The sequence below is a fragment of the uncultured Arthrobacter sp. genome (assembly GCF_947493765.1).
In the GTDB taxonomy this organism is placed as follows: domain Bacteria; phylum Actinomycetota; class Actinomycetes; order Actinomycetales; family Micrococcaceae; genus Arthrobacter_D.
In genome coordinates this window covers 108,571-120,596 of record NZ_CANLSZ010000004.1, presented here as the reverse complement: position 1 = coordinate 120,596, position 12,026 = coordinate 108,571, and the positions used below count along the sequence as shown (strand labels likewise).

12 protein-coding genes are annotated in these 12,026 nt (G+C 69.5%); 6 read left to right on the top strand and 6 right to left on the bottom strand.

Translation table 11 applies throughout. The annotated features are described in order from the left end of the window. Positions 1–12: 12 nt before the first annotated feature. The 3 genes from Q0747_RS07755 to Q0747_RS07745 form a co-directional block, all read right to left on the bottom strand. Positions 13–360: a hypothetical protein gene (locus Q0747_RS07755; RefSeq protein ID WP_367277689.1), complete on the bottom strand. Its 348-nt coding sequence runs from the start codon at positions 358–360 to the stop codon at positions 13–15. An 85-nt stretch (positions 361–445) separates the two neighbouring features. Next, positions 446–1,165: a LytTR family DNA-binding domain-containing protein gene (locus Q0747_RS07750; protein WP_298253292.1), complete on the bottom strand. Its 720-nt coding sequence runs from the start codon at positions 1,163–1,165 to the stop codon at positions 446–448. Positions 1,166–1,184: 19 nt separating this feature from the next. Next, positions 1,185–2,372 carry a sensor histidine kinase gene (locus Q0747_RS07745; protein ID WP_298253291.1) on the bottom strand — a complete coding sequence of 396 codons (1,188 nt, stop codon included), beginning with the start codon at positions 2,370–2,372 and terminating at the stop codon, positions 1,185–1,187. 203 nt (positions 2,373–2,575) lie between these two features. Between Q0747_RS07745 and Q0747_RS07740 the strand changes: the two genes are divergently transcribed. Further along, positions 2,576–2,959, top strand: coding sequence for a DUF485 domain-containing protein (locus tag Q0747_RS07740; protein ID WP_298253290.1), 384 nt, complete (start codon positions 2,576–2,578; stop codon positions 2,957–2,959). Next, complete coding sequence (locus tag Q0747_RS07735; RefSeq protein WP_298253289.1) at positions 2,956–4,593, top strand: cation acetate symporter; 1,638 nt, start codon at positions 2,956–2,958, stop codon at positions 4,591–4,593. The genes Q0747_RS07740 and Q0747_RS07735 overlap by 4 nt, the downstream gene beginning before the upstream one ends. Positions 4,594–4,670: 77 nt before the next feature. Here Q0747_RS07735 and Q0747_RS07730 read toward each other — a convergent pair whose 3' ends face one another. Next, the gene (locus Q0747_RS07730) at positions 4,671–5,147 is read right to left on the bottom strand and encodes an Lrp/AsnC family transcriptional regulator (RefSeq protein ID WP_298253288.1); all 477 of its coding nucleotides are present in this window, start codon (positions 5,145–5,147) and stop codon (positions 4,671–4,673) included. A 184-nt stretch (positions 5,148–5,331) separates the two neighbouring features. On the opposite strand from Q0747_RS07730, the gene pdhA reads away from it, so the two are divergent. Genes pdhA through Q0747_RS07715 form a run of 3 tightly spaced genes read left to right on the top strand, consistent with a single transcriptional unit; the run spans position 5,332 to position 9,028 of the window. Beyond that, positions 5,332–6,528: a pyruvate dehydrogenase (acetyl-transferring) E1 component subunit alpha gene (gene pdhA, locus Q0747_RS07725; RefSeq protein ID WP_298253287.1), complete on the top strand. Its 1,197-nt coding sequence runs from the start codon at positions 5,332–5,334 to the stop codon at positions 6,526–6,528. After that, complete coding sequence (locus tag Q0747_RS07720) at positions 6,528–7,550, top strand: alpha-ketoacid dehydrogenase subunit beta (protein ID WP_298253285.1); 1,023 nt, start codon at positions 6,528–6,530, stop codon at positions 7,548–7,550. The genes pdhA and Q0747_RS07720 overlap by 1 nt, the downstream gene beginning before the upstream one ends. Then, entirely contained in the window at positions 7,547–9,028 is a 1,482-nt protein-coding gene (locus tag Q0747_RS07715; RefSeq protein ID WP_298253283.1) for a dihydrolipoamide acetyltransferase family protein, read from the top strand. Before Q0747_RS07720 ends, Q0747_RS07715 begins: the two co-directional genes overlap by 4 nt. A 93-nt stretch (positions 9,029–9,121) precedes the next feature. Here the strand turns inward: Q0747_RS07715 and Q0747_RS07710 are convergent, their stop codons facing one another. Next, a complete protein-coding gene (locus Q0747_RS07710; protein ID WP_298253281.1) occupies positions 9,122–9,589 on the bottom strand; it encodes a GNAT family N-acetyltransferase in 468 nt (155 codons plus the stop codon). Positions 9,590–9,677: 88 nt separating this feature from the next. Then, entirely contained in the window at positions 9,678–10,289 is a 612-nt protein-coding gene (locus Q0747_RS07705; protein ID WP_298253279.1) for a TetR/AcrR family transcriptional regulator, read from the bottom strand. A gap of 120 nt (positions 10,290–10,409) precedes the next feature. Here Q0747_RS07705 and Q0747_RS07700 point away from each other — a divergent pair, with 120 nt between their 5' ends. Then, the gene (locus tag Q0747_RS07700; protein ID WP_298253277.1) at positions 10,410–12,026 is read left to right on the top strand and encodes a carboxyl transferase domain-containing protein; all 1,617 of its coding nucleotides are present in this window, start codon (positions 10,410–10,412) and stop codon (positions 12,024–12,026) included.

The window sequence follows — 12,026 nt, the reverse complement described above, 5'->3', positions numbered from 1 at the left end:
TCCACCACGGCCTCAGTCATCGTCCACGAGATCCTGGAAGCGCCGTTCGTTGCGGGTGGCGCTGCGCACGAACAGGACGGCGCTCCCGATCACGAGCGGGTAGACCCCGAGCCCCAGGAGCAGCCAGGGGAGGGGGATCGTCGCGATGGTCACGCGGTCGATGTCCGGGAACACGGCCAGCAGGACCGGGATGCCGATGAGGATCACGAGGAACCCCGCGGCGACCACGAGGGCCAGGCGCAGCTGCGATCTGATGAGCGACGCGACGAAGAGCTGACCCACCTCGGACTGCTCGGCCATCTCGCGTGCCACCGGGAAGGAGGCTCCCGTGGCGCGGGCGGCGGTCCTGGGGGCCGTCACGCGGACGCGCCGGGGACCCTGCGGTGGCTCTCCGCTCATCGGGTGGCCACCGGGGGTGGCGGGAGGCGCTGTCGCCGGCCCACGGTCAGTGGCCCGGACGGAGCCGGGTGGCTTCCAGCTTCTCCCGGACGTCGGGGAGATGGCGGCGACTGACCGGCAGCTCCGCGTCCCCGACGAAGAGACTTGCACGCCCGGCACTGATGCGGACCTTGCGCACCTGGTCCATCGCCACGAGATAGGAGCGGTGCGTGCGCAGGAAGCCGGACCGGGCCCACTGCCGCTCGAGGTCGTTCAGCGGGATGCGGATCAAATAGCTGGCCGCCACGGTGTGCAGGCGGGCGTAGTCACCCTGCGCCTGGACGTAGCGCACTTCGTCACGCCTGATCATCCGGCTGACCCCGCCCTGGTCCACCGTGATGACCTCCGGCGCGGCAGGCGAGCCGTCCATCAGCTCGCTGATCCGCCGGACGGACTCGGCGAGCCGCTCGACCCGGACGGGCTTGAGCAGGTAGTCCACGGCCCGCAGGTCGAAGGCCTCCAGGGCGCGGTCCTCGTCCGCCGTGACGAAGACGACGGCGGGCGGCCGGCTGAAGCGGGAGATGACGCGGGCGATGTCCAGTCCGGACAGGGTCGGCATGTGGATGTCGAGGAACAGGGCGTCCACGGGATGCTGCTCGAGCGCCCGGAGGGCCTCTGCCCCGCTCGACGCCCGGTGGATGGTGCCGATCCGGGGGTCCTTCCCCAGCAGGAACGCCAGTTCCTCGACGGCTGGGAGCTCATCATCGACGACGACAACATTGACCATGGGACCTAGGCTACGCGCCTCACACGCGGTGCCCGGGCTGCGACTTCGGCACGCGCATGGTGATCAGCGTGCCCGCGCCGGGGGCGGTGTCGATGACGAGTCCGTGGTCGTCCCCGTAGACCTGGCGCAGGCGGGAGTCCACGTTGCGCAGTCCTACGTGCACGCCTTCCGTGTGGCCCGCGAGGACGGAGCGCAGGTGCTCCGGGTCGATCCCCACGCCGTCGTCCTCGATGGTCACCTCGGCGTACGGGCCGGCGTCGTGCGCCGTGATGGTGATGTTGCCGATGCCGTCCTTCGAGTCCAGGCCGTGGCGGACGGCGTTCTCCACGAGCGGCTGGAGGCTCAGGAACGGGATCACGGTGCCGAGCACCTCCGGCCCCACGTTCAGGCTGACCCTGAGCCGGTCCCCGAACCGGGCACGCTCCAGCAGGAGGTAGCGGTCGATGCTCAGCAGTTCCTCCGCGACGGTGGTGAAGTCGCCGTGGCGCCGGAAGGAGTAGCGCGTGAAGTCGGCGAACTCGACCACGAGCTCGCGGGCCCGCTGGGGATCGGTGTTGATGAAGGAGGCGATCGCGTTCAGCGAGTTGTAGATGAAGTGGGGGCTGATCTGGGCGCGGAGCGCACGGAGCTCGGCCTCGGCGAGCAGGCGTCGGGACGAGTCCAGTTCCGCCAGCTCCACCTGCGTGGAGACCCAGCCGGCGAGTTCGTTGGTGGCACGCACGAGACCGGCGTCGACCACGCCCACGAACGCCCCGACGGTGCCCACCACCCGGTTCTCCACGCGCACCGGCGACAGGACGAGCTCGCCGAGCTCGGCGAGTCCGACGTCGCGCACCGCCTGGCGCCGGAAGATCTGGGTGCGTCCGCTCTCGAGGACCTGCCGCACGAGCGGCATGACCTCCGGCTCCGACCCGCGTGCGCCCTCCCAGGCCAGGACGCCCGCGTCGTCGCTGATCAGCAGGACGTCGCAGCGCAGGAGCCCGCGCAGATGGCGGCTCGCCCTGCGGGCACCGGACGGGGTGAGGCCCTCGCGGAGGTGCTCGGAGGCCAGGGCCGCGGTGTGGAGGGTCGCGTAGGTGGCGCGGTCGGCGTCGGAGCCGAGATCCCGCGAGGAGCGCGAGAGGCGGAAGCCGAGCGAGGCGACGACGGCGAGGGTGATGACGGCGACGGCGAACACCAGGGCGGTGTCGACGGCGGCGCTGACCATCGCTCCAGACTAGTCGCCGCGCACGGACCGCTCGTCCTACCGTTCACCGCAGCGTGCTGCACGCTCACCGACGTGACGGCCGGTGCTGCTGGTGCCCACCCGGGGCGTACCCCAGAGTGATGACAGTCACACCGATGCACCCTGCCGACCGGCGGGGATGCCGCCCTCGCGGCGAGGGTGACGTCCCAATCGAAGGAGCAATCATGGGTTCCCACCCAGTAGAGCCGGTGGCCGGCTCCGGTGCTGCCGTGGACTTCACCGAGGTCCAGCAGACCGAGCAGTTCAGGGAGTTGCGCAAGCGCCATCGCAGCTTCGTCTTCCCCATGGCGGTGTTCTTCCTGCTGTGGTACTTCGCCTACGTGCTGCTGGCCGACTACGCGCACGACTTCATGGCGACACCGGTCGTCGGCAACATCAACATTGGCATCATCCTCGGACTGCTGCAGTTCGCCACCACGTTCATCATCACCATGTGGTACGTGAGCTACGCCAACAGGCGCCTCGACCCGATCGCGGCCGAGCTGCGCCACGAGCTCGAGGAAGCAGCACCAGAAGCATTCATCGATCCGGCAGGCGGAACCAAATGACCACCATCGGCAGTGCGGCGCTCCGCGTACCGCTCCAGACCGCCGAGGCGACGAGTGTCGGCTCCCCGGTCCTCAACATCTCCATCTTCGGCGCGTTCGTGGCGATCACCCTCGTGATCGTGCTGCGCGCCAGCCGGAACAACAAGACGGCGGCGGACTACTACGCCGCCGGCCGCTCGTTCACCGGCGGTCAGAACGGGACGGCGATCGCCGGGGACTATCTCTCGGCCGCATCCTTCCTGGGTATCGTGGGCGCCATCGCCATCAACGGCTACGACGGCTTCCTCTACTCCATCGGCTTCCTCGTGGCCTGGCTCGTGGCGCTGCTCCTCGTGGCGGAACTGCTCCGCAACACCGGCAAGTTCACGATGGCGGACGTGCTGTCCTTCCGCCTGAAGCAGCGCCCGGTGCGTATCGCCGCGGCCATCACCACGCTCGCGGTCTGCTTCTTCTACCTCCTCGCGCAGATGGCGGGCGCCGGCGGCCTGGTCTCGCTCCTGCTGGGCATCAACGACCGCCTCGGCCAGTCCCTCGTCATCACCGTGGTCGGCGTGCTCATGATCATGTACGTCCTGATCGGCGGCATGAAGGGCACCACGTGGGTGCAGATCATCAAGGCCTGCCTGCTGATCGCCGGCGCGTTCATCATGACCATCTGGGTCCTCGCCCTGCACGGCTTCAATCTCTCCACCCTGCTCGGTGCGGCGATCGAGACCTCCGGGAACGCCGCGATCACCAGCCCGGGACTGCAGTACGGCGTCAGTGCCATCACGCGGCTGGACTTCCTGTCCCTGGCGCTCGCACTGGTCCTCGGCACCGCGGCCCTGCCCCACGTCCTCATGCGCTTCTACACCGTGCCCACCGCCAAGGAGGCCCGCCGCTCGGTGGTCTGGGCCATCTGGCTCATCGGCGCCTTCTACCTCTTCACCCTCGTGCTCGGCTACGGCGCCAGTGCACTCATCGGGGCCGATCGCATCACGGCGGCACCCGGCGGCGTCAACTCGGCCGCTCCGCTGCTCGCCTACGAACTCGGCGGCTCGATCCTGCTCGGACTGATCTCGGCCGTGGCCTTCGCGACCATCCTCGCCGTGGTGGCCGGTCTGACCATCACGGCCGCGGCCTCCTTCGCCCACGACATCTACGCGAGCGTCATCCGCAAGGGCAAGGTGAACCCTGACGGCGAGGTGAAGGTGGCACGCCGCACCGTGATCGTGATCGGGCTCCTGTCCATCGCCGGCGGCATCGGTGCCCAGGGCCAGAACGTGGCGTTCCTCGTGGCGCTCGCCTTCGCCGTGGCGGCCAGTGCCAATCTGCCGACCATTCTCTACTCGCTGTTCTGGAAGCGGTTCAACACCCAGGGCGCGGTCTGGAGCATGTACGGCGGTCTCGGCTCGGCCATCCTGCTCATCGCGCTCTCGCCCGTGGTCTCCGGCGGGGAGAAGTCGATGATCACCGGCGCCGACTTCTCGGTCTTCCCGCTCAGCAACCCCGGCATCGTCTCGATCCCGCTGGCCTTCCTCCTCGGCTGGCTGGGCACGGTGCTCTCGCGGACCGCGGAGGACCCCATGAAGCAGGCGGAGATGGAGGTCCGTTCGCTCACGGGTGTCGGCGCCGAGAAGGCCACCGACCACTGACGCCGACCCGTTCCACGCACCGAGGCCGTCCCCTCCCGGGGGCGGCCTCGGTCGCGTCCGGGGAGCGGAGTGCGTGCTCACCTCGGGGGCAGGGGACCTCGTTCGAGCAGTGGTTCCACGCGGAAGGGCACGAGCTCGCCCATCGCCAGGGAGGTGTCGCACCGCTCCACGCCGTCGCAGGCGAGGACCGTCCCGTTGATGCGGAACAGATCCTCGGCGTCGACGGCGACCACGCGCACCAGGATGTCGGCCTGACCCGTCACGCCGAACGCCTCGATGACCTCCGGGATCGCGGCGATGTTCGCGGCGATCGCGGCGAGCTTCTGCTGCTGGACGTGCACATGGATGAAGGCAGTGAGCGGATATCCCAGCGAGACGGTGTTGATGCGCCGCTCGAAGGAGAGGAACACCGATTTCTTCTCCAGGTGGGCCATCCTGGCCTGCACCGTGTTCCGCGACAGGCCCAGACGCTGGGCGAGCGCGACGACGGTACGCCGGGGGTCCTTCGCCATCGCCAGCAACAGACGCATGTCGGTGAGATCCAGGGGTTGCATAGTGCCCAACGCTAGCAGGGGTACTTCTCCTCGGATAGGGCACTCTGCTCAGTGAAAGCAGAAACGGTTGTGCTACCTGCGCCGTGTGAGTAGGGTCACAGCAACTCCGGACAAGGGTGTCCGGAGCCCACCTGCGCCTCGTCCTCCGGGCGGAGGAGCTGCTCCCACGTGAAGGTTGAGTGATATGACCCAGGACCACGCCCTGCAAGGATCGGAGTTCGACGGCGGGACCCGCGTCCCGGCTGCCGGGACGGCGACCGGTGCGGTCCTGCCCGGGCCGGCCCACGACGGCGCGGACGAGCCGGTCCAGCTCCTCGATCACCTCGGTGTCCGCCACGCGCACGAGCACTACGACGCCCTGGTGGCCGACGTCGACGGCGCCGCCCTGCGGAAGCTCTACGAGGACATGGTGGTGGTGCGGCGCATCGACGCCGAGGCGACGGCGCTCCAGCGGCAGGGTGAACTGGCGCTGTGGCCGCCGCTCCTCGGCCAGGAGGCCGCCCAGATCGGTTCCGGACGTGCGCTGCGCGAGGACGACTTCGTCTTCTCCAGTTACCGGGAGAACGCCGTCGCCTACTGCCGCGGCGTCGACCTCACGGACCTGCTGCGCGTCTGGCGCGGCAATGCGTCCTCCGGCTGGGACCCCTACTCCATCAACATGGCCACGCCCCAGGTCATCATCGGGGCGCAGACCCTGCACGCCACCGGGTATGCCATGGGCATCCTGCAGGACGGCGACGACGCCGTCGCGATGACCTACTTCGGCGACGGGGCCACGAGCCAGGGCGACGTCAACGAGGCCATGGTCTTCGCCGCGAGCTACCAGGCGCCGGTGGTCTTCTTCTGCCAGAACAACCACTGGGCCATCTCCGAGCCCGTGGGCCTGCAGGCCCACGTGCCGATCGCACGCCGGGCACCGGGCTTCGGCATCCCGTCGGTCCGCGTGGACGGCAACGACGTCCTGGCCTGCCTCGCCGTCACGCGTGAGGCACTGGCGCGCGCCCGCTCGGGCGGCGGCCCCACCTTCATCGAGGCGGTGACCTACCGCATGGGCCCGCACACCACGGCCGACGATCCCAAGCGGTACCGCGATGCCAACGAGCTCGAGGACTGGGCCTCCCGCGATCCGCTGGCCCGCCTCGCCACGCTCCTGGACTCGCTCGGGCTGCTCGACGCCGACTACACCGACTCCGTGAAGGCCACGGCGGACGCCGTCGCCGCCGAGCTGCGGCAGGGCTGCCTGTCCATGCCCGAGCCGGAGCCGATGGACGTCTTCAAGCACGTCTACAGTGCGCCGAACTCGTGGCTCGACCGCCAGCAGGACCACTACGAGCGCTATCTCGCCTCGTTCGAGCAGGCACCCCAGGAAGGATCCCGCTGATGACCACCATGACCTTCGGCCGAGCCATCACCGCCGGCCTGCGACGCGCCATGGAGGACGATCCGAAGGTGATCCTCATGGGCGAGGACATCGGCAAGCTCGGCGGTGTCTTCCGCATCACCGACGGGCTGCAGAAGGATTTCGGGGCGCACCGCGTGCTGGACAGCCCCCTGGCCGAGTCCGGGATCCTCGGGACCGCCGTCGGCATGGCCTACCGCGGCTACCGTCCCGTGGTGGAGATCCAGTTCGACGGCTTCATCTACCCGGCCTTCGACCAGATCGTCTGCCAGGTGGCCAAGCTCCACTACCGGACGCAGGGCGCCGTGAGGATGCCCATCACCATCCGGGTGCCGTTCGGTGGCGGCATCGGCTCACCCGAGCACCACTCGGAGTCCCCCGAGGCCTACTTCACCCACACCTCCGGGCTGCGCGTGGTGAGCGTCTCCGACCCGCAGGACGCGTACACGATGATCCAGCAGGCCATCGCCAGCGACGACCCCGTGCTGTACTTCGAGCCCAAACGCCGGTACCACGTCAAGGGCGAGGTCGACGAGACCGGCGACGCTTCGGCGTCGGACATGGGGACGGCACGCGTGGTCGCCCGTGGCACCGATGTCACGCTCGTCACCTACGGGCCGCTGGTCCCGACGGCGCGCGACGCCGCCGTCGCGGCGTCCGACGAGGGCATCTCCATCGAGGTCATCGACCTGCGCTCCCTCGCCCCGATCGACTTCGCGACCGTCGAGGCCTCCGTGCGGAAGACCGGCCGGCTCGTCATCACGCACGAGGCAGCGCAGTCGGGCGGCCTCGGCGCGGAGATCGCGGCGAGCATCACCGAGCGGTGCTTCGACGTCCTCGAGCACGCGCCCGTGCGCGTCACGGGCTTCGACATCCCGTACCCCTACTCCAAGCTCGAGTTCCACCATCTGCCGGACCTGGACAGGATCCTCGACGGCGTGGACCGTGTCATGCGCCGGCACAACTCGCTCAGCGGGCCGACCACCGAAGGAGTTTCCCAGTGACCACCACCACGCCCGCCCGGGTGAAGGAGTTCCGCCTGCCGGATCTGGGGGAGGGCCTGACCGAGTCCGAGATCGTCCAGTGGCACGTCGCCGAGGGCGACACCGTGGAGCTGAACCAGATCATCGCCGACGTCGAGACCGCCAAGGCCGTGGTGGAACTGCCCTCTCCCTACGCGGGAACGGTGCTCCGCCTGCACGAGGCGGCGGGCACAGTGGTCGACGTCGGGGCGCCGATCGTCTCCTTCGAGGTGGCGGGGGAGTCGGAGGAGACCCCGACCACCACCCCCTCCGTGCCGCCTGCGTCGGCGCCCACCACCGCGTCCGACGAGCATGCCGCTCCCGGCACCGACGCCGCCAGGGATTCCGTCACCGACGCCGTTCCGGCGAAGCGCGAGCCGAATCTCGTCGGGTACGGCGCTGCCGTCGAGAAGAGCGGACGACCCCAGCGCCGCAGTCGCGCCCGATCGGTGAGCGCGCGCGAGGCAGCTGCGCCTGCCATGACACCCGCGACACCTGCAGGACCACCGGCTGCCGAGGCTGCCGCGCAGGCTCCCGCCGAGCGTCCACGGTCCACGCCTCCCGTGCGCAAGCTGGCGCGTGATCTCGGGATCTCCCTCGAGACGGTGACCGGTACCGGACCGGGTGGCCTGATCGTGCGGGACGACGTCCTGGCCGCCGTCGGGGGAAGCTCGGCAGAGCTCCCGGCCCTGCACCCCCCGGTCCTGCACCCATCCCCAGCGGGACCTGACACCGCGGAGCCGACGGGCGACCCCTCCGCCGGGCAGACGCGCACACCCATCCGCGGGATGCGCAAGCACACCGCCGCCGCGATGGTGGCCAGTGCCTTCACCGCGCCCCACGTCACGGAGTTCCTGACCGTCGACGTCACACCGACCATGGAGCTGCTCACCGAACTCAAGGCGAGCCGTGCCTTCGAGGGGACCCGGGTCACGCCCCTGACCATCGTCGCCAAGGCGCTGTGCATCGCCGCGGCGCGGAACCCGACCGTCAACTCGTCGTGGGACGAGGAGGCGCAGGAGATCGTGCAGTACGCGGACGTCCATCTCGGCATCGCCGCCGCCACCCCACGGGGGCTCCTGGTACCGAACATCAAGGCCGCGCAGACGCTGCCGCTCGTCGACCTGGCGCGGTCCCTGGGCACGCTGACCGAGACCGCCCGTGCCGGGAAGACCCCTCCTGCGGATCTGACCGGGGGCACCATCTCGATCACGAACATCGGTGTGTTCGGCATCGACGCCGGTACGCCGATCCTGAATCCGGGCGAGGCAGCCATCTTGGCCGTCGGAGCGGTCCGCAGCATGCCGTGGGAGTACCAGGGCGCCGTCGCGCTCCGATCCGTCATGACGCTCAGTCTGTCCTTCGACCACCGGCTGGTCGACGGCGAGCAGGGCTCGCGGTTCCTCGCCGACATCGGGATGATCCTGCGGAATCCGGCGATGGTCCTGACCATGGTGTAGCGGTCAGCCGGACCGAGATGGCAGATATGACCGCGTACGGCCGGATGTCGTGGTGTCTTCTGCCATCTCGACGGACCTGCCGCCCGACCCGCGCTACCGCAGCTCGAGGATGATCTCCTCCACCACGGCGCCACGGGCCGGTGCGAAGCCCTGCGTCCGGCCGATCTCCGTGAAGCCCCAGCGCTCGAGGATGCGGATGGAGCTGACGTTGTCGGCCACGGCGTGCGCGCGGATGGGCCGCTCCGTCACCTCGTCGAGGAACTGCCCCACCGCCGCCGTCGTGATGCCCTCGCCCCAGTGCGAGCGGTCGATCCAGTAGCTGATCTCCGGAGCGTCGCCGTCGTTGTAGGCGAGGATGCTGCCCACCACCTCGCCGTCGGAGAGGATGGTCCGCACCGTGGTCCTCGGATCGTTGAGGATGTCCTGCCAGTGGTGGTCGAAGACACCGCGGTCCGACGGGTTCTTGGCGCCGAACGCGGCCATGTGATTGGCGCGGGGGTCCAGCTGGTGCGAGAAGAACTCGTCGAGGTCGGTGGCTTCAACGGCACGTAACGTGGTCACAGCAGGTCTCCCGGTCGGTGGAGTGGCCGGCTGGTCAGCTCGGCCGGGGGCGTCTCGTGCTTCAGCGTACAGCGGAGCGACGCGCGGCTCACACGGTGAGGGCCGCCCACGCCATGTCCTCGAGCAGGTTCCGCAGCAGGTCCCGCTCCGGTCCCGATCCCGTGCCGTGGGCCGTGTGCGGTGTGGAGTTGATGAGGCCGAAGACCGCGTGGACCCGCCGCCGCTGCAGGGAGCGGTCCGTGTCCGGTCGATAGGCGGTGAGCTGGTCCACCCACACCTGCACGTAGCTGCGCTGCAGGGAGCGGACGGTGTGCTCGTCGTCGGGCGCGAGCGAGCCGAGATCCCGGTCCTGGACCCGGATGACATCGGAGTTGGTCAGGGCGAACTCCACTTGGAAGCCGATGAGATCCCTGAGGGCCCGCTCCGCCGAGGTGGAGCGGGCGACCACGGCCCGCGCTCCCTCGAGGAGTTCCTCGCTGACACCGGTCAGCAGCGCCGACAGGACGGAGGGCTTGCCGGCGAAGTGCCGGTACACGGCGGGGCCGCTGACGCCGGCTGCCGCGCCCAGATCCTCGATCGACACGCCGTTGTAGCCGCGCTCCGCGAAGAGCCTGGCGGCGGAGTCGAGGAGGGCGGCCCGGCGGGTGGCCTTGGCGATACTGCGACCGGTGACCCGGTCTTCCGTGGGCAGTGCCTCCATGCGGATCCTTGTCGTCGGAACGGTGATTGCCTCCCTCATTGTGGTGGACACGGGCAGTGATGACCACTACCCTGAATTCCGGTTAGCATTTGCTAACTGAATACCTCGAGGAAGCAGTCGATGGAGACTCTCAGATCGCAGGTCGATCCGCTCTCGGCGTCGTTCCGGGCCAATGAGGCGGCGCAGTCGAAACTCGTGGCGGAGCTGCGCGACCGCCTCGCCACGGCAGCGCTGGGCGGTCCGGAGCGTTCCCGCGAGCGTCACGTGGCCCGCGGCAAGCTGCTGCCGCGCGAGCGCGTCGATCAGCTGCTCGACGACGGCAGCCCCTTCCTCGAGATCGCCCCGCTCGCCGCGGACGGGATGTACGACGGCGAGTCCCCGGGTGCGGGCGTTATCGCCGGGATCGGTCTGGTGCACGGGCGCCATGTGCTCGTCATCTCCAACGACGCGACCGTCAAGGGCGGCACGTACTACCCCATGACGGTCAAGAAGCACCTGCGGGCGCAGGAGATCGCGCTGGAGAACAATCTGCCCTGCGTCTACCTGGTGGACTCCGGCGGGGCCTTCCTGCCCCGGCAGGACGAGGTCTTCCCCGATCGCAACCACTTCGGCCGGATCTTCTACAACCAGGCCACCATGTCCGCGCGGAAGATCCCGCAGATCGCCGCCGTCATGGGAAGCTGCACCGCCGGTGGGGCGTACGTGCCGGCCATGAGCGACGAGACGGTGATCGTCCGCAACCAGGGCACCATCTTCCTCGGCGGGCCCCCGCTGGTGAAGGCCGCGATCGGCGAGGTGGTCACGGCCGAGGAGCTCGGGGGCGGCGAGGTGCACTCGAGGATCTCGGGCGTCACGGACCATCTCGCGGAGAACGACCAGCACGCCCTCGAGATCGTCCGCGACATCATCTCCACCCTGCCTCCGGCGGACGGGACCCCGCCTGCGGCGGCGGAGCGGGACGATGTGCTCGATCCCGCGGTCCCGATGGACGAGCTCTACGGGGCCGTGCCGACCGACGTCAACGCCTCCTACGATGCTCGCGAGATCATCGCCCGGCTCGTGGACGGCTCCCTGTTCCACGAGTTCAAGCGCGAGTACGGCACCACGCTCGTCACGGGCTTCGCGAGCATCCACGGCCACCAGGTGGGGATCGTCGCCAACAACGGCGTGCTGTTCAGCGAATCCGCACTCAAGGGCGCCCACTTCATCGAGCTGTGCGACCAGCGCGGCATCCCGCTCGTGTTCCTGCAGAATCTCTCCGGCTTCATGGTCGGCAGGGACTACGAGGCCGGGGGGATCGCCAAGAACGGCGCGAAGATGGTCACCGCCGTCGCCACGTGCCGGGTCCCGAAGCTCACCGTCGTCGTCGGCGGCTCGTTCGGCGCCGGCAACTACTCCATGTGCGGGCGCGCGTTCTCCCCGCGCTTCCTGTGGATGTGGCCGGCCGGCCGCATCTCGGTGATGGGCGGCAACCAGGCCTCGTCCGTCCTCGCGACCGTGAAGCGCGATCAGCTCGAGGCGCGCGGCGAGGACTGGTCCGGCGAGGACGAGGAGGCGTTCCGGGCGCCCATCCGCGAGCAGTACGAGGCCCAGGGCAACCCCTACTACTCGACGGCGCGGCTGTGGGACGACGGCGTGATCGACCCGGCGGACACCCGCACCGTCCTCGGCCTCGCCCTGGAGGTCTGCGCCGGCGCGCCGCTGCCCGATACCTCCTTCGGCCTCTTCAGGATGTGA

Coding starts and splice junctions, on each gene's coding strand:
- Q0747_RS07750 (WP_298253292.1), bottom strand. CDS start 1,165: ATGGTCAATGTTGTCGTCGTCGATGATGAGCTCCCAGCCGTCGAGGAA.
- Q0747_RS07745 (WP_298253291.1), bottom strand. CDS start 2,372: ATGGTCAGCGCCGCCGTCGACACCGCCCTGGTGTTCGCCGTCGCCGTC.
- Q0747_RS07740 (WP_298253290.1), top strand. CDS start 2,576: ATGGGTTCCCACCCAGTAGAGCCGGTGGCCGGCTCCGGTGCTGCCGTG.
- Q0747_RS07735 (WP_298253289.1), top strand. CDS start 2,956: ATGACCACCATCGGCAGTGCGGCGCTCCGCGTACCGCTCCAGACCGCC.
- Q0747_RS07730 (WP_298253288.1), bottom strand. CDS start 5,147: ATGCAACCCCTGGATCTCACCGACATGCGTCTGTTGCTGGCGATGGCG.
- pdhA (WP_298253287.1), top strand. CDS start 5,332: ATGACCCAGGACCACGCCCTGCAAGGATCGGAGTTCGACGGCGGGACC.
- Q0747_RS07720 (WP_298253285.1), top strand. CDS start 6,528: ATGACCACCATGACCTTCGGCCGAGCCATCACCGCCGGCCTGCGACGC.
- Q0747_RS07705 (WP_298253279.1), bottom strand. CDS start 10,289: ATGGAGGCACTGCCCACGGAAGACCGGGTCACCGGTCGCAGTATCGCC.
- Q0747_RS07700 (WP_298253277.1), top strand. CDS start 10,410: ATGGAGACTCTCAGATCGCAGGTCGATCCGCTCTCGGCGTCGTTCCGG.